The 17,204-nt window shown below is 45.3% G+C and carries 19 protein-coding genes and 1 tRNA gene; 14 read left to right on the forward strand and 6 right to left on the reverse strand.

Annotated features, from left to right (window positions below; translation table 11 throughout):
* Positions 1-18: 18 nt before the first annotated feature.
* The gene (gene lptA, locus ACX6CI_RS20350) at positions 19-582 is read right to left on the reverse strand and encodes a lipopolysaccharide transport periplasmic protein LptA (RefSeq protein ID WP_458775492.1); all 564 of its coding nucleotides are present in this window, start codon (positions 580-582) and stop codon (positions 19-21) included.
* A gap of 238 nt (positions 583-820) precedes the next feature.
* On the opposite strand from lptA, the gene argB reads away from it, so the two are divergent.
* The 12 genes from argB (at position 821) to ACX6CI_RS20410 (ending at position 11,889) form a co-directional block, all read left to right on the forward strand.
* Entirely contained in the window at positions 821-1,723 is a 903-nt protein-coding gene (gene argB / locus ACX6CI_RS20355) for an acetylglutamate kinase (RefSeq protein ID WP_458775493.1), read from the forward strand.
* Position 1,724: 1 nt separating this feature from the next.
* Positions 1,725-2,927, forward strand: coding sequence for an acetylornithine transaminase (locus ACX6CI_RS20360; RefSeq protein WP_458775494.1), 1,203 nt, complete (start codon positions 1,725-1,727; stop codon positions 2,925-2,927).
* 273 nt (positions 2,928-3,200) lie between these two features.
* Positions 3,201-4,406 carry an argininosuccinate synthase gene (locus ACX6CI_RS20365; protein WP_458775495.1) on the forward strand — a complete coding sequence of 402 codons (1,206 nt, stop codon included), beginning with the start codon at positions 3,201-3,203 and terminating at the stop codon, positions 4,404-4,406.
* Positions 4,407-4,414: 8 nt separating this feature from the next.
* On the forward strand, positions 4,415-5,818 hold the full coding sequence (gene argH / locus ACX6CI_RS20370) for an argininosuccinate lyase (RefSeq protein WP_458775496.1): 1,404 nt from the start codon (positions 4,415-4,417) through the stop codon (positions 5,816-5,818).
* Positions 5,818-6,879, forward strand: a complete 1,062-nt coding sequence (locus ACX6CI_RS20375) for a fibronectin type III domain-containing protein (protein WP_458775497.1) — start codon at positions 5,818-5,820, stop codon at positions 6,877-6,879. Before argH ends, ACX6CI_RS20375 begins: the two co-directional genes overlap by 1 nt.
* 191 nt (positions 6,880-7,070) lie before the next feature.
* The gene (gene dapF / locus ACX6CI_RS20380; RefSeq protein WP_458775498.1) at positions 7,071-7,916 is read left to right on the forward strand and encodes a diaminopimelate epimerase; all 846 of its coding nucleotides are present in this window, start codon (positions 7,071-7,073) and stop codon (positions 7,914-7,916) included.
* Between the two features lie 38 nt (positions 7,917-7,954).
* On the forward strand, positions 7,955-8,839 hold the full coding sequence (dapA, locus tag ACX6CI_RS20385) for a 4-hydroxy-tetrahydrodipicolinate synthase (RefSeq protein WP_458775499.1): 885 nt from the start codon (positions 7,955-7,957) through the stop codon (positions 8,837-8,839).
* 40 nt (positions 8,840-8,879) lie between these two features.
* Positions 8,880-9,689: a 4-hydroxy-tetrahydrodipicolinate reductase gene (gene dapB / locus ACX6CI_RS20390; protein ID WP_458775500.1), complete on the forward strand. Its 810-nt coding sequence runs from the start codon at positions 8,880-8,882 to the stop codon at positions 9,687-9,689.
* Positions 9,690-9,704: 15 nt separating this feature from the next.
* The gene (gene folK / locus ACX6CI_RS20395) at positions 9,705-10,238 is read left to right on the forward strand and encodes a 2-amino-4-hydroxy-6-hydroxymethyldihydropteridine diphosphokinase (protein ID WP_458775501.1); all 534 of its coding nucleotides are present in this window, start codon (positions 9,705-9,707) and stop codon (positions 10,236-10,238) included.
* Between the two features lie 263 nt (positions 10,239-10,501).
* A complete protein-coding gene (locus ACX6CI_RS20400; protein ID WP_458778497.1) occupies positions 10,502-10,591 on the forward strand; it encodes a hypothetical protein in 90 nt (29 codons plus the stop codon).
* Positions 10,588-11,232: a fructose-6-phosphate aldolase gene (gene fsa / locus ACX6CI_RS20405; protein ID WP_458775502.1), complete on the forward strand. Its 645-nt coding sequence runs from the start codon at positions 10,588-10,590 to the stop codon at positions 11,230-11,232. The genes ACX6CI_RS20400 and fsa overlap by 4 nt, the downstream gene beginning before the upstream one ends.
* Before the next feature lie 6 nt (positions 11,233-11,238).
* Positions 11,239-11,889 (forward strand): lytic transglycosylase domain-containing protein, encoded by a 651-nt coding sequence (locus ACX6CI_RS20410; protein ID WP_458775503.1) that lies wholly within the window; start codon positions 11,239-11,241, stop codon positions 11,887-11,889.
* 74 nt (positions 11,890-11,963) lie between these two features.
* Here ACX6CI_RS20410 and ACX6CI_RS20415 read toward each other — a convergent pair whose 3' ends face one another.
* The 5 genes from ACX6CI_RS20415 to ACX6CI_RS20435 all read right to left on the reverse strand — a co-directional run bounded on the left by ACX6CI_RS20415 (position 11,964) and on the right by ACX6CI_RS20435 (position 16,273).
* Positions 11,964-13,115, reverse strand: a complete 1,152-nt coding sequence (locus tag ACX6CI_RS20415; protein ID WP_458775504.1) for a double-cubane-cluster-containing anaerobic reductase — start codon at positions 13,113-13,115, stop codon at positions 11,964-11,966.
* 2 nt (positions 13,116-13,117) lie between these two features.
* Positions 13,118-14,086, reverse strand: coding sequence for an ABC transporter permease (locus ACX6CI_RS20420; protein ID WP_458775505.1), 969 nt, complete (start codon positions 14,084-14,086; stop codon positions 13,118-13,120).
* A 1-nt stretch (position 14,087) separates the two neighbouring features.
* Positions 14,088-14,846 carry an ATP-binding cassette domain-containing protein gene (locus ACX6CI_RS20425; RefSeq protein WP_458775506.1) on the reverse strand — a complete coding sequence of 253 codons (759 nt, stop codon included), beginning with the start codon at positions 14,844-14,846 and terminating at the stop codon, positions 14,088-14,090.
* Positions 14,847-14,946: 100 nt separating this feature from the next.
* A complete protein-coding gene (locus ACX6CI_RS20430) occupies positions 14,947-15,936 on the reverse strand; it encodes a sugar ABC transporter substrate-binding protein (RefSeq protein WP_458775507.1) in 990 nt (329 codons plus the stop codon).
* A 172-nt stretch (positions 15,937-16,108) separates the two neighbouring features.
* Positions 16,109-16,273, reverse strand: a complete 165-nt coding sequence (locus ACX6CI_RS20435) for a hypothetical protein (RefSeq protein ID WP_458775508.1) — start codon at positions 16,271-16,273, stop codon at positions 16,109-16,111.
* Between the two features lie 95 nt (positions 16,274-16,368).
* On the opposite strand from ACX6CI_RS20435, the gene ACX6CI_RS20440 reads away from it, so the two are divergent.
* Both ACX6CI_RS20440 and ACX6CI_RS20445 read left to right on the forward strand, forming a co-directional pair.
* Positions 16,369-16,455: transfer RNA gene (locus ACX6CI_RS20440), tRNA-Leu, on the forward strand.
* 141 nt (positions 16,456-16,596) lie between these two features.
* A complete protein-coding gene (locus ACX6CI_RS20445) occupies positions 16,597-17,169 on the forward strand; it encodes an Arm DNA-binding domain-containing protein (RefSeq protein WP_458775509.1) in 573 nt (190 codons plus the stop codon).
* Positions 17,170-17,204 lie beyond the last annotated feature (35 nt).

Consider the following 17,204-nt stretch of genomic DNA (forward strand, 5'->3'; position numbering starts at 1 on the left):
CTGAATTTGGCTCTTTCTTTATTTTTGAAGAATAGTCATATTGACCCGCGAAGGCTTTTTCTTTCCGCTCTCATTCTCACTGATAGTGGTTGATGTTCTTTCACCAACAACTTCTGAACGGCCTTCATCGAGATAGTAGATGATCTTGTCACCACTCACCATATTCTGGCCCTGCCATGCCTTAGCGTTTCCTGTAAGTATAACCTGTCTCTCTTTTGAGAGGTAGACCATTTTTTTAGAAGTACCAAGCCACTCGGCTCTTGTGACCTCCACATTACCTGTGCAGATCATCTTCTCAACCTGTTGGCTGGCGCCTTTTTCTGTCTTGCCTTTGGTCTTTGGTGCAGCCTCTTTAGGGGTATAATAAACTGTCATCTTATCAGAGCGGATTCGGACGTCGGCCTGTTTTGCATCGACATCGCCTGTGAAAATGACTGAGTTACTTTTCTCAGTTGAAGTCATGTGGTTGGCTTCAATATGGATTGGTGCATCGTCGGCAATAGCTATGCCAATTGTCAAAAAAAACAATAAAGTAACAAGATGCCCAGCAATGATTAACGGACAATTTTTGTTAAATTTCATCGGGACTCCCCACAGTTAATGTGATAAAGTTCAGCCTCAATAGAATACCGAGCCCATGGTAGCGTAAGGTGAAGTAAATGTAAAGCAATGGTGTGGATACTCAGTAAACAGTACTTTACTTACATTATAGTTCCCATTACAATACTCCCCCAGAATCAGCTGTCCACCTCTGTTGCGTCCCGGCTTATATCTTTTCAAAATAATTATAAGGATCGATCTGCTGATCGAAAGTATTGATATGGCAAAAACTGTTCAGGAAAGTATTGAAAAAGCAAAGGTCCTCATTGATGCCCTTCCGTTTATGCAGGAGTTTCGGCGTAAGACCATCGTTATAAAATATGGTGGCCACGCCATGGTCGATGACCATTTGAAAAAGCAGTTTGCCTTGAACGTTATACTACTCAAGCAGATTGGTATTAATCCTGTCATTGTTCATGGTGGTGGTCCTCAGATTAACACCCTGCTCGATCGTTTGGATATTAAACCCAGTTATGTCGAAGGTATGCGGGTAACCGACGGAGAAACCATGGATGTTGTGGAAATGGTCCTGGTCGGTAAGGTTAATAAGGAGATTGTTGGTCTGATTAACCACTGTGGTGGGAAGGCTGTTGGACTTTCAGGTCGCGATGGCGATCTCGTTTGTGCCGAAAAACTGAAGGTTAGCTCTAAGAAAAAAAATGAAAGTGAGGGCAAGGCCCCACCGGAGTTGATCGACCTTGGGCGTGTTGGTCAGGTTACAAAGGTGAATACGGGAATTATTGAAAGTCTCTACACCAATGATTTTATACCTGTGATTGCCCCTGTGGGGGTTGGCGAAGATGGAAGAGCCTTTAATATTAATGCAGATCTTGTGGCTGGAGCCATTGCAGGTGCTCTTTCTGCTGAAAAACTGATGCTCTTAACAGATGTGCCTGGAGTAAATGATAAGGCGGGGCAGCTACTGACCTCCCTGTCGCGCAAAGAGGTAGAAGAATTAATAGAGGATGGAACCATTGCCGGCGGAATGATCCCGAAGGTGCGCTGTTGTGAAGATGCATTGAAGCGCGGGGTATCAAAAACCTATATTGTTGACGGTCGGGTGGAGCATTCAATTTTGCTTGAGATGTTTACTAAAGAAGGCGTTGGAACGGAGATCTATTGAGATGAGTATGAATGAAGAACTGAAAAAAAGAGGAGACGCTGTCATTGTTGGCAGTTATGCAAGATATCCTGCCGCCATGACAAGTGGCATTGGATGTAAACTCACCGATGCGGATGGTAAAGAGTATTTGGATTTTCTCTCAGGGATTGCAGTCTGCGCCCTCGGCCATAGCCATCCCCGCGTGAGTGAGACGATCTGTCAGCAGGCACAAAAACTCGTCCACGTTTCTAACCTCTATTATACTGAGCCCCAGATTGAGCTGGCGGAATTGATCGTTGAAAACTCCTTTGGTGATAAGGTTTTTTTCTGTAACAGTGGGGCTGAGGCCAATGAAGCGGCCATAAAGCTTGCCAGAATAAGTTCTGCTAAGGGACGATATAAGATTATCAGCCTTGCTGGTTCCTTTCATGGGCGTACCCTGGCCACAGTCGCTGCAACGGGTCAGCCAAAGTTCCATGAAGGTTTTGAGCCGCTTCCAGAAGGCTTTTGTCATGCCCCATTTGGTGATCTGCAGGCACTTGAAGCCATGGTGGATGACACAACCTGTGCAATTCTCTGTGAACCATTGCAGGGAGAGAGTGGCGTACGACCCCTTGATGGAGAATATCTCAAAGGTATCAGGGCCCTTTGTGATAAGCATGGTCTTTTGCTGATATTTGATGAGATTCAGACAGGTATGGGGCGAACTGGAACTCTTTTTGCTCATGAACAACTTGGTGTCGTGCCGGATATAATGAGTATGGCCAAAGCCCTTGGTAATGGCCTGCCCATAGGGGCTATGGTGACTAAAGATGAAATCGCGGCAGCCTTTGTTCCCGGGACCCACGCATCTACCTTTGGTGGAAATCCTGTGGCAGCAGCAGCCGGTGTAACAACGCTTAAGATTATGCTGGAGGAGAACTTCCTGCCAGACGTGCTTGAAAAGGGCAGGTATTTTAGAGCAGAGTTAGCAGAGCTTGCTACTTCCTTTCCGAAATTGCTCTCCGGCAGTAGGGGGATGGGGTTGATTGTAGGAGCAGTACTCACTGAAGACGGGGTAGCACAGGGTGCGGCCATTGTTAATGCTATGTTTGAACGTGGATATCTTATGAATTTCGCGGGCAATGCAGTGCTCAGGTTTGTGCCACCTCTTATTGTTACAACAGCTGAAATTGATGAAATATTGTCCGTTCTTCGTGAGGTACTGGCTGATATTACTGTGTAGTTTACACCTATTGTAAAAAACATCCTTTAATGAGAAAACCGGGTGGATTTTATGGTAAAGCTACCGGATGCCTGTTCCAATTCACAAAATGTTTTGCAAATAGCTGTTCTTTTATGTAATTATAAATGTTTTCTTTTTAGAAAATGTACGTAGCTCGGCACATAACAGTGCTCATTAATTGATACTTGAAAGAATGAAGGACAGATTGTCTTAACCTGTCTACATGATATATAAAAATTATAACGTTGAGTGGTTTTACACTGAGGTTTTGAAATGGGTATAAATAAAATAGTGCTCGCCTACTCCGGCGGTCTGGATACATCTGTAATATTAAAGTGGCTTGAAAAGGAATATGGCTGTGAGGTTGTTGCCTATTCTGCAGACATTGGTCAGGAGGAAGATTGGGATGCAGTCCGCGCTAAAGGGCTTGCAACAGGGGCCTCTAAAGTCATCATCTCAGATTTACAGAAAGAGTTTGTTGAAGACTATATCTTCCCAGCCTTTAGAGCCAACGCAATTTATGAAGGTTCTTATCTCTTGGGGACCTCTCTTGCTCGTCCACTTATTGCTAAAGAGCAGGTTCGTATTGCCATGGAAGAGGGTGCTGATGCAGTGAGTCATGGCGCCACCGGTAAGGGAAATGATCAGGTTCGTTTTGAGCTTGGTTATATCGGTCTTTCACCAAAGCTTCAGATTGTAGCACCATGGAGAACCTGGGATCTTAACTCCAGAACAAAACTTGAGCTCTTTGCCAAAGAGCATGGTGTTCCGGTTCCAACCACAAAGAAAAACCCGTACAGCTGTGATGAGAATCTGCTCCATATCAGCTTTGAGGGTGGAATCCTTGAAGATCCATGGAATGAGCCTGATCCTGATATGTTCAAGTTCACGGTTTCACCAGAAGAAGCACCTGACAAGCCAACCTATCTTGAGGTTGAGTTTAGAAACGGAAATCCAGTGGCGCTTGATGGTGTCGCCATGGATCCTCTGCCGCTCTTTAAAAAGCTCAACAGCCTTGCCGGAGCAAACGGTATCGGTCGACTCGACATGGTTGAGAACAGATTTGTTGGCATGAAGGCAAGGGGTGTCTACGAGACTCCCGGTGGAACACTGCTTCGTATCGCCCATAGAGATCTTGAGAGTATTACTCTTGACCGTGAGGTACTTGCAATCCGTGACTCTCTTGTTCCCCAGTACTCAAAGCTCATTTACAACGGCTTCTGGTTCTCTCCTGAGCGCGAATTGCTCCAGGCAACTATGGATCACACCCAGACTGTTGTGAACGGAACAGTACGCTTGAAACTGTATAAAGGAAATTGTTTTTCAGTTGGTCGTAAGTCAGACCAGTCACTCTATCAGGAAAGCTTTGCCACCTTTGAAGAAGATCAGGTATACAACCAGGGCGATGCCACTGGCTTTATCGCACTTAATGGTCTGAGACTTAAGATCAATGCACTGCAGGATAGATTTCAAAAATAATAAAGGCTATGAGCAAAGATAATAACAGCGGTTCAGAGAAAATGTGGGGTGGGCGGTTCAGTGAAGGTACTGCCGCCTCCGTTGAGGCATTTAGTGCTTCCATCCACTATGATGCACGTCTCTATAAATATGATATAGCAGGGAGCAAGGCCCATGCTGCCATGCTGGCTGAGGGTGGTGTTCTTTCAGCTGTTGAGCTGAAGGCGATCACTGAAGGCCTCACTGCAATAGAAAAAGAGATCGATGCGGGTAGTTTCGAATTTAAGCGCGAACTTGAGGATGTTCATATGAATATCGAAAAAGCGCTTATTGATCGAATTGGACCAGCAGGGGCAAAACTGCACAGTGGTCGTTCCCGTAATGATCAGGTTGCTGTTGACTTTAAAATGTATTTGCGCGACGAGTGCGATCACATCGTCGAGCTGCTCGATGCGGTGCGAAGGTCCTTTGTTGTTGTGGCGAGAAAATATCTTGGTCAATTGATGCCTGGCTATACCCATCTGCAAAGAGCGCAGCCGGTACAGATTGCCCATCATATGCTGGCCTATTATGAGATGTTTAGTCGCGATCGGGAGCGGATGATAGATTGCCGCAAGCGTCTTAACCTCTCGCCCCTGGGATGCGCTGCCATGGCTGGTAGTGGTTTGCCTCTTAATAGAGCAATGACCTCTCAGGCTCTTGGCTTTGATGGTATCACTGCAAACTCCATGGATACCTCAGGAGACCGGGATTACGCCATTGAGTTTGCAAGCACTTGCACCATTATTCAACTGCATCTCTCAAGGCTGTCAGAAGAACTGGTGCTCTGGTCCAGTCAGGAATTTGATTTTGTGAATATCTCTGACACCTTTTGTACCGGCTCTTCCATTATGCCGCAAAAAAAGAATCCGGATATTCCTGAGCTGATCCGCGGCAAAAGTGGTCGGGTGGTTGGTAGTCTCATGAGTCTCATCACCCTTGTTAAGGGCCTGCCTCTTACCTATAATCGCGATCTCCAGGAGACCCAGGAACCAGTATACGATGCTGTGGACACGGTTACGGCATCGCTAAGTATTATGGCTGAATTACTTGCAAATATGACCTTTAACACGGATACTATGGCTGAAGCCACCCAGTCCGGATGCATGACGGCAACCGATCTGGCTGACTATCTTGTTATGAAGAATGTGCCCTTTCGTGAAGCACATGGTATTGTAGGTAGAGCAGTTGCTTTTTGTCTTGAGAATGGTCGGGAGCTTCCTGATCTTACAATGGAAGAATTATCACAGTTTTCTGATACCATAGAGAGCGATGTGTATAAGGTCTTGAGTATTGAAGGTTCGGTTAATAGTCGAATTACAGCGGGCGGAACGGGGCTTATCAGGGTTGAAGAAGCCGTCGTTGCTGCTGAGAAACAATTGGGGATTGCATAATGAACATGACTAGCGTGGTACGAGTGGCGGGTACGTTGCTTCTTGGTGCATCTTTTCTTTTTGTTAGTGGCTGTGGGTATAAGGATTTGCCTGTTCCACCGAGTACTGTAGTTCCGGAGCCAATCTCGGATCTGTTGTATAACGTGAGTGGCAAGGGCTTACAACTCACCTGGTCCTATCCGGTTAAAACTATTCAAGGCTCGGTTATCGAGGATGTATCATCCTTTGACCTCTATAGAGCAGCGGTTCCTCTTGCTGATTTTTGCAGCGGCTGTCCTATTCCTTTTGGTAAGGCCATTGAAGTGGAAGGTGGTGTTCCGTTTGATAGGAACATCAGACGAAAAGCGAGCTATGAAACCTCTGATCTGCAGTCGGGATATAAATATTTTTATAAGGTTGCCTCACGGACCAGCTGGCTTGCCGCAAGTGAAGACTCTAATATTGTAACCTTTGTCTGGTATCAACCTGCCATGGCTCCTTCGTCGTTGTCAGCAGTTGCAGGAGACAGAAAAGTTGTACTGAGTTGGCAGCCGGCAACCAAACTCTCTGACGGTTCGATGCTTGATAAGGCTCTTAAATATCAGGTGAAGAGAAGTGCGGGAGGAAAAGACTATGTCAATGTTGGTGAACCAGTTGATGGTACAACATATACCGACACTCAGGTGAGAAACGGGGCGAAGTACTTTTATACTGTACAGAGTCTCATGGTACTGGAAGATGAACTCGTAGAGGGTGCAGTAACCAAGGAGGTTGTTGTAACTCCAAAAGATATGACTCCACCGGTTGCTCCAAGCGGTGTAACTGCAGTGGCAACGGCTGTCGGAACCAAGGTTTTCTGGGACAAATTAAACGACTCTGATATTGCGGGCTATAGGGTATATAGACGGGCCGCAAGTAGTGACAAGTATGAACTTCTTGGCAAGATTGCACCCGAATACATGTTGTATGTGGATAAAAACGTGAGCGGTGATGTACGTTACTACTATGCAATAACTGCAATCGATAGTGCAAATCCACCAAACGAAAGTGAAAAATCGAGGGAAGCAACCGTACGGTACTAGCTGACTCGAAGCCCTTTTAGTTATGGTCTTTCTAGCCCTCTATCCGTAAAATGCGGTTAGAGGGCTATGTTGTTAGAGGACTTGCCCGAGAAACCCGGACTAGGCCGCAAAGAGAGATTACGCGGACTACTGTATTGCTGGTTGAATAACGCGGCACATTGTTGGTGCTGTTTTTCATAAGGAGTAAATTAATGACCCTGAATTATCCAATCCCGTTCGAGAAGATGAATGGAACCGGTAACGATTTTGTTGTCATTGACAATCGTAAACAGCTGATCCCCTTAGATAAGCAACCGGAATTTGCCAAAATGGTTTGCAGGCGTATGTTTTCCGTAGGTGCAGACGGTCTGATTTTAATAGAAAATTCAGATAAAGCCGATTTTAGCTGGAATTTTTATAACGCTGACGGATCTGTTGCTGAAATGTGTGGCAACGGCTCACGTTGTGCTGCTCGTTTTGCCTACCGTCATAATATCTGCGGACGGGAGATGAGATTTGAGACCATCGCAGGCATCATAGAAGCTGAAGTTGGTGAGAAGGAAGAAGATGTTCGGGTGAAGATGGTTGAGCCCTTTGATTTTCGTCTGGATCTTTCCTTAAGGCTTGATGATGTTGAGTATCCCGTAACCTTTGTTAATACGGGTGTTCCCCATGCGGTCATATTTTTGGATGACGCAGATGCTGCCCCTGTCAAACAATGGGGCCGTAAGGTACGTTTCCATGAGTTGTTTGAGCCTGATGGAACCAATGCAAATTTTGTCACGGTGCTTGATGAAAAGACGATAAAGGTCCGGACCTACGAACGGGGTGTAGAGGACGAGACCATGGCCTGCGGTACAGGGACTGTTGCTGCGGCAATATATGCAGCAATGCATAAGGGAATGGATTCACCTGTGGAGGTGGTTACCTCCGGGGGGCAGAGTCTTACAATACATTTTAATCTACAGGATGGTCCTCTGGTCGAGAGCGTATACCTGGAAGGACCTACGAGAATAATTTATAGCGGTGACCTGACGCCTGAAGCGCTGATGCAATAAGCGGTGCTGAGGTTTTAGGCAAAACTATAAGAGGAGAAATGATGAAGAATTTTCACGGAGCACTTGTTGCGCTGGTCACACCGTTTATTGATGGGAAACTCGATGAACAGGGTCTGATAGACCTCATTGAATTTCAGATCGCCAATGGTACCCACGGTATTGTTCCCTGCGGAACTACCGGAGAATCTGCTACCATAGGGTTTGATGAACATAAGCGCGTTATTGATCTTACTGTAAAGACGGTCAACGGTCGTGTCCCTGTTATTGCAGGCACCGGTGCTAATAATACTCTTGAAGCTATTGAGCTTACTGAAAGTGCCAAGGCAAGTGGAGCTGATGCAGTTCTCTCTGTTGTTCCATATTATAATAAGCCGGATCAGGAGGGTATGTTCCTCCATTTTAAAGCCATAGCAGAGAGTGTTGATATCCCAGTATTTCTCTATAATGTACCGGGACGGACTGTTGTCAGCATGGCAGCTGAAACCGTGGCTCGGCTGGCCGAAATCGAAAATATTATCGGAATAAAGGAAGCCACCGGCAGCCTTGAGCATGTTACAGATGTAATTCGAAAGACTCCTGAGGATTTTATTATTTTATCTGGAGATGATTTTACCTGTATGCCAACCGTTTGTATTGGTGGACATGGGGTTATTTCTGTTATCTCAAACGTGTACCCCCAGGGTATGGCAAAGATGATGGAAGCAGCCATTGAGGGTGATCTTGCCAGTGCCAATGAATTACATTACAAGATGTATGACCTGATGAAGCTGATGTTCAGTGCACCGAGTCCTGCGCCTGCTAAAAAGGCATTGGAGATGATGGGTATGGTGAAGAGTGGAGCTCCACGTTTACCCATAGCACCAATGACTGAAGGAGCCGTTGAGAACCTGAGAAAAGGACTTGTGGGGCTTGGGCTTGTGTAGCATGTGCCTTGCGAATAAACAATCACTGAGGTGATATAGCATGATAAAAGTAATAATAGCGGGTGCCGCAGGACGAATGGGTCAGCGAGTGGCCTATATGGTAGACCAGCACCCGGGACTTACCTATGCCGGAGCCTTTGAGGCGGCCGGTCACCCCGATATTGGTCGGGATGCTGGACTTATAGCCTTGGGTAAGGAAAATGGAGTCATTATTGGCGAAGGTTTAGAGTCTGTCATTGATGATGGAGATGTGATCATAGATTTTACCTTTCATAAAGCCACCATGGAGTTTGCAAAGATTGCCGCAAAACATGGCAGGGCAATGGTGATTGGTACCACGGGACTTACTGCAGAAAATCTTGATGAGCTTTCTGAGCTTGCCAGGAACTTCCCATGTGTTCAGGCTCCTAATATGTCTATCTGTGTTAACGCTCTATTTAAACTGGTTAAAAAGACTGCCGCAATCTTAGGCGACGACTACGATATTGAGATTGTAGAAGCTCACCATAATAAGAAGAAGGATTCTCCATCTGGAACTGCTTTGAAGCTTGGTGAGATGGCCGCAGAAGGTGTAAACCGAAACCTTGAAGAGGTTGGGGTTTACGAGCGTAGCGGGATTATTGGGGAACGAAAACCGAAAGAGATCGGTATTCAAGCCATCCGCGCAGCTGACATTGTAGGTGAGCATACTGTCTATTTTGCAGGCCCCGGAGAACGCATTGAACTGACCCACCGAGCCCATAGCAGGGATCATTTTGCCAAAGGTGCGGCCACGGCGGCCGCATGGCTTGCAGGTAAAGAGAACGGTGTGTATTCGATGTTTGATGTCCTCGGTTTAGAAGATCTGTAACAGCTTGCAATCCTAATGAGTGGTATTAAGGCATATATAGGTTTGGGTTCAAACCTTGGTGATGGTAAGAGAACTTTGCAGGACGCCTGGCGAAGTCTCGGGCAGTATGATGGCATTGATTGCCTCAAACTTTCCAGTCCATACATCAGTGCTCCTGTTGGTATGGAGAGTGATAACTGGTTCACTAATGCTGTTGGACAACTTACCACCACCAGCACGCCCGTTGAGCTTTTGCATAACCTACTGACTATTGAAGCTGCATTTGGTAGAAGAAGGCCCGAAAATGTTGAAGGGTATCAAGATCGGAGTCTCGATCTTGATCTTCTCTATTTTGGGGATATTGTAATGGACACCGAAGAGTTGACTCTTCCCCATCCCCAGATTTCCGGCAGGCTCTTTGTGCTTGAACCTCTGGTAGAACTGATTCCGGAGAACAAGGATCAAACAACAGGGAAAACTCCTGCTGAAATGATTGAACGGCTGTTTGTATGCTTTAAAGATGGACGCCTGGAAAAACAGGAACTCAGTCGTAGCAGCTGGGAGCTATAGTGCTGTTATGGAGTTTCCACTAATGGCAATTTGCTTTATTACAACCGATTAAGATATATTGACTGTGAGTATTAGACGTGAGTCCACTTAGAATAATTATTATAGCGATCCTCATTTATATAGGGTATCGCTTGATTGCTGGAGGGTCTAAGAATAAAAAAGACCGATCTTCTACGGTAAAAGAGCCCGGCAATGACTTTGCCGCTAGTGATACCCTGGAAGAAGATCCAGTATGTAAAAAACTCATCCCCCGACAACAGGCTGTGCAGTTGGAGCAGAATGGGGAAACACATTATTTTTGCAGTAAAAAATGCTGCAATACATATCGAAAAAACCAAGGAGATTCCAAATGAAGTTTTTTATTGATACAGCTAACATCGAAGAGATCAAAAAAGGTCTTGATATGGGTATGGTGGATGGTGTTACCACAAATCCATCCCTGATCGCCCGTGAGGACAAGCCATTTGAAGAGATCATTAAAGAGATCTGTTCAGTTGTAGATGGTCCTGTAAGTGCTGAGGTTGTAAGTCTTGAAGCGGAAGGTATGCTCACTGAGGCAAGAGAGCTTGCTAAAATAGCTGATAACATCGTTATCAAGATTCCTATGATTGTTGAAGGTCTTAAGGCAGTAAAGCAACTCACCTCAGAAGGTATCAAGACCAACGTAACACTGGTTTTCTCTTCAGCGCAGGCACTGCTTGCAGCAAAAGCTGGTGCAAGCTATGTCAGCCCTTTTGTTGGTCGTGTAGATGATATCGGAACTCCTGGTATGGATCTTATCAGCGATATCGTAACGGTCTATGACAACTACGGATACCAGAGTGAAATCATCGTTGCATCAATCCGCAGCCCACAGCATGTTATGGATTCTGCCCTGATTGGTGCTGATATTGCTACTATTCCTCTCAAGGTTATCAACCAATTGGCAAAACACCCTCTTACCGATATCGGTATCGAGCAGTTTCTTGCCGACTGGGAGAAGCGCACCAAATAAATGCGTATGATTCATCCCCCGCATAGCAGAAAAAATAATAAGGGCACAAAGAACATTGTTTGTGTCCTTCTGTGTTGTTGTGTTGGCCTTACTCCAATGCTTTTTGGATTGGGGCAAGCTAATGCTGAAATGTTTCTTTGTCGGGACAGCTCGGGAAAGGTGAACATTACCAATGTTCGCAATAGTTCCAACTGCACAGAATATACGTTTAAGAAAAAGAATACGAGGTGGTCAAATCAGTCCCGCAGTATAGGGCGGTTAGACCGGTCAAAATACGATTATGAGATAAAGCGTATTGCAAGGCGTTATCGAGTTGACCCCCCTCTGATTAAAGCAATTATCCACGTAGAATCGGACTTTAACCATAGGGCGGTGTCAAGCCAGGGAGCCCAGGGGTTAATGCAGCTTATGCCTGCCACCGCAAGAGAACTACGGGTATCAAACCCTTTTAATCCTCGGCAAAATATCGATGGTGGTACCCGCTATTTTCGCAAGATGCTTGATAACTTTGATGGTGATCTGATACTATCTCTTGCTGCGTATAACTCAGGTCCCGGGCGTGTTGCCCGCACAGGTGGCGTGCCCCAGATAAAAGAAACCCGCCGCTATGTGAATAAGGTTTTGAAAAGGTATAAGGTCTATAAAGCAATTATGTAACTAAATTAGTACCGCTTATTGTGTCCTTTATCTCTCCCTTCTTTTCCCTCTTCTACTATTCAACCTTTTAAAAGCTATAGCATTTCAAGTAATGCTTCAATCCTCACTCGTATCTGTTCACTGTCTGAAGGTGAATAGCCAGTATTGACGTGTAAGACTGGAATGTCAGCCTTGTCTTCTATACGAGTTGCGACACTTGTATGCTCTACTGTGTATGGATGGCAGTTTTGAAGAGTGGCATCGATGACAGCATCAACCGTAAACTGTGTACAGAGAGTCTGTAGGTAATCTAAGCGTCTACTATTTGGACTCATGCAGGCACAAGGGGTTTCCAGGTAATGATCGGCGAGTGAGTTTATAAGATTGGAGGATGGATTGATATGACGGAATATACTTTTAAGCCCACCACAATGTTCCTGTGCGACTACTAATCCTCCAAGTTCTTCAATTATCTTAAGGACCTTATCCGAACCTGAACCCATCGGGCAACCGGTGATCAGTATTCTTGGCTTTTGTATTTTTTGGGTGTCTGTTGGTACAGAGGCAATTGCACTGAGAAGATTATCTATAAGCTGATTGTAGTTATCTATGTCCACTGCCACATTTCGGGACTCCATAACTTGAAGGACCTGCCTGCCACTTATTGGTGGGGATGGCGCTGTCATGACGTTTGCAAGGGTCATTAGTTTTGAATTGCGACTATTAATTAACTCGATCTGCTCCTTGAGGCAGACGTCAGTCAATGTGTTTCCTGTTTCACCTTCAAGAAAGATTTTGAGCCGGTTTACCTCATCACGCCACAGTGACCTTGCGGAATTATTGTCAACTGAATAGGGGAGTTGCATCACATGGACCGGCTTAATCTTGTCCATGAGTTCAAACATTTTCTTTTTTCCGTCACAGGTTGTCTCGCCAATGATGACATTTGAGGCAGCAAAATAAGGACAGGTGTCGGAAAGAGCAAAGCCATAGCTCGATTTGATAAGGGGGCAGAGGGCAGCTGGTAAATGGGTTTCAGCTGTAGGTATCGGCTTCTCATCCTTACCGCACAGGGTGACGGGTAGCATCCCCAGTCCTCGAATAATCTCTTCAGGGGCAAAGGCGCAGTATACTCCTGCAACTTTAATGTTACGTTCTGGTGCCTCGGCAAGGTGAGCCAGACAGATTTCTGACAAACGACTAAAAGGAAGAAGTGCTTCAGCTATTGCAGGATGTGTATTTTCCATGATTATCTTTTTGCATATTGAGTTAAAAAGGCGTGGGCCGACACAGAAATAATAATGACGACACCGTACACCATTCGGGTCCATAAACCTGAAAGTCCGCTACTGATTATGCCGGCTTCTATCATTCCGATGATAATCGCACCTATAAGGGTTCCGTAAATAGTGCCCTGACCGCCAAAGACAGAAGTTCCGCCTACAAAGACTGCGGCAAAAACAAGGAGCATGTAACCTTCACCCTGGGTCGGCCACCAACTTGCCATTTCCATACAGACCATTGCGCCTGATAGCCCGGTTATCATACCCATGATGACAAAAATAGTAATCCGTGTCCTGGCAACCGGAATCCCCATCATCTGGGCTGCACTACTGTTATCTCCGCAAAATCGAAGATGATCACCTAATATATGCCGGTTTAACAACAGCCAGAATAAGGCAGTAAGGAGTGAAAACCATACGGCTTGTGCGGGTAGCCAGTCAAACCAGCGCCCCACCATGATATAATGAAAGGTTGTCTCTCGAATTTCGGACATGTTCAGTGCCAGACCGCTGGCTAAAAGTACTGTGAGGCCTCGCCAGAAGAATTGAGTCCCGATGGTTGCAATGATAGAGGGAACCTTAAAGCCAACGACCAGTAGTCCATTAAGGGCGCCGGCAAGAGCGCCTGTGGTAACAGCAGCTACAAGACCAAGTTCAGGAGAAGTGGTGAGCGCATATGTCTTTGCGAATGTGAAGCCACTTGCAGCCATCACGGAGGGAAAAGAAAGATCGATATCACCTGAGATGATAACGAGAGTCATCGCAATGGCAATCATTCCAGCAAAAGGAATGGTCGAAAGATAGGCGATATAAATTCTGGAATGCAGGAAGGTGTGGGGAGCAAAGAACATGAAGCCAAGAAGCAGGAGGATAAAAATAGAAGTAATCGTCCACTGTACTGCATTAAACTTCATGTAATTAACAATTGATTGCATATTAGGAGCACTTCATAAGGGTATCTATCAGGATCTTGGGAGTCGCATCTTCTTTACGCAGTTCAGAGCTGATTTTTCCATGCTGGAAAAAGAGAAAACGATCGGCGACGTCGTACACATGATAGAGGTTATGGGAAACAAAAATTGCTGATTTCCCCTGTGCCTTAAGGTTTTTTACAAAGCCCAGGACCTTTCCTACCTCTTTGACGGCAAGCGCTGTGGTGGGTTCATCCATGATAACTACTTTAGCATCAAAATACATAGCTCTGCCGATGGCAAGGCCCTGTCGTTCTCCTCCAGATAGTACTGAAACCGGAGCATTTGCAGAAATGCCAACACCACGAAGACCAATGATTTCTGTAAGTACACGCATGGATTCTTTTTTCTCATGGGCAACGCGGATAAGACCGAGTTTATTGTGAAGGTGGCGACCCATGAAAAAGTTACGCCAGATTGATTGAGATTCTCCGAGGGATTTATCTTGAAAGACTGTTTCAATTCCCATTCTGCGTGCGGTGCTTACGTTGTGCTTTTTAGCCTGAATTGCCTTTCCGAGGTAGGACATGTAGCCGGAATCAAATTTTTCAACACCTGCGAGAATCTTAATTAAGGTCGATTTTCCCGCGCCATTATCTCCGATAAGGCCAATGATTTCGTTTTCATAGAGGGTCAGGTCTACACCCTTTAGGGCAGAAACAGGACCGTATGATTTGGTTATTCCGGTAAGTTCTATCAGAGGTTTTTGCATAGGAGTTGCCACTTCCAGATCTCCTGATATAAGTGACAGAAAATCTGGAAGTGGGAAAATGAAATATGAGCGTCTACTTTGATCGAGGCTCTAGTCGTTATGTGAGTTTCTTTTAACGGAGACCTTTCTTAGCAAGTGGTTCGATCAATGAAAGGTTGTCAGCTCCGATAAAGCCACCGCCGGTATCAATGTTGAGACCGGAGAAACCGTATTTTTCAGTGAGAGCAATCTGGAGGACTGAAAAATAACCAAGAAGAAAGGGTTGAGCATCTCCAATAAGATCCACATAACCATTTTTGATCGCTGAAGCTGTGGCTGGGGAAAGTGAGAAGCCGGCTACGTTAATATCTTCTGGTTTTACAGCCGCAGTTCTCAAAAAGTTTTCCATCTGTGCCGTCAGTGCGCCATGATCAATCACCATAACCTTACAGTCAGGATGTGCGGCCATATAGCCTGCGACAATTGGTGTGCCAAGGGATGGATCTTTGTCGACTTCTGGAGAAATCTCAAGATAATCCACAACCAATCCTTCTTTATCGAAGACATCTAGAATTGCCGTGGCGCGAAGGCCTCGTGTTGGAAGACGTTTGAGGCCCCAGACAAATGCACGGTCACCTTTTTTAAGGCCAAATCGCTGGATACATTCTCTCGCCATGCTGGTGCCCTGGTTATATGCATCTGGACCAATATAACCAAAGCCCTGGGATTGGAATTCAGCCTGGGTTTCTGGTAGAGGTGTGTCGACTGCTGTGACAATGATTCCGTTCTTTCGGGCTTCTTTAATGAAAGGGCCATAGGCAGCATCTCCAGGATGCCCCATGACAACTATACCAGTTGGTTTTTCAGCAAGACCAGTTTTGAAATTTGCCACCATCTTTTCAGGACTCCAGTCGGAGTATACGAAGGTGATTTTTGCATCAATATCTTCAGCTGCAGCTTTTGCCCCGTTGTATACAACGGTATTATAGGTACCACCCACTGGACCGCCTGTATCAAACCAGATATGCATACCTGTGCCTGTTTGGTCAGCTGCGCTGGCATTTACAGCAAGAGGACTGAAGAGTAACGCTGATAAGAGTAGAATTGTAAACCGTTTTAACATTTAAATGCTCCTAAGATAGGGGGAAGATGGGGTGGATTACTAAGGTCTTGAGTCGATGCCACACGTACAAGATTCTCGGCAGCAAGATAGACAACTTATTGAATTGATGCTGTCAATATCCCGTAACTCAGTAGAAAACATATCTCTGATATAATACAAAGAATTCTGTTAACTAAATGGAATTAATATAAAAGTCAAACAGCCATTTTCTATTAATTGCAGCTGATAGATAGGTATTGCCGATATTGAGTTGGGAGTAGAGAGGTGATGCCGGGAGAGTTACGTTTGACGTTGAATCAATTAAGATGTGCAGCATTATAACAAACAATGCAATCATTGCATGATCTACTTATTTCCGTTAATTCTTTACGCATTGATGCGTCTTTTCTCCTTGACGATACGCGGGAAAGTGGAGTATAAACGAACTCCTAAGCCGGAGTGGTGAAACTGGTAGACGCACGGGATTCAAAATCCCGCGGGGGCAACTCCGTGTCGGTTCGATTCCGACCTCCGGCACCAATGCCAAGACAGCGTAATCTCAAAGTAATTTGGGGTTACGCTGTTGTTGTTTCTGGCGATCAAGGATCTCAGTCAAGGGTCTGTAGTACTCAAAGTATGTCATTCTAATCTACTAGAAATCTACCAGTAGTGAGGAATGGAATGACAATTATCACAACCAGAACACTCCAATCAGTAGTTCCTAAGCAATCAGCATACTTCATCAGAGACGCAAAAGTTAAAGGCTTTGGAGTCAGGGTTAATCCATCCGGTTCTATTAGATGGATAGCAGAAGTACGGCACCAAGGAAGAACTGTAAGAAAGACGATAGGTGATTATCCACATCTACCCATTGGAGAAGCACGGAAGCGAGCACTAGCCTTTATCCTGCAAGTTTGTACAGGTCAATCTGCTGAAGCAAAGGTGGATATGTCATTGGAGGTTCTTTTAAAGAGTTACATCCAAGGTGATCGCTTAAAGCCTAACACATTGAAGTGTTATCAGGAAGTAGTTCACTTCTACCTTTCAAATTGGCTTAAGAAGCCACTAGCATCTATTACCAAGAAGATGGTGGAGCTACGCGAAGACATTATAAAGTGTAGTTGTTGGTTTGCATTGCACCGGTTAACACTGAAGTTAACAGCACAAATACCCTGCGGTTTCACTGTAAGTTACACCCTAAATAAGCCTTTTGAAGATGATGTAAGGATTTTCGCGGGTCCTTCTACCCAATAGCTATGAGGGTATTTCTCGTGTGCAGTCTGTCTCTA

Source organism: Desulforhopalus glucosivorans, from assembly GCF_054397165.1.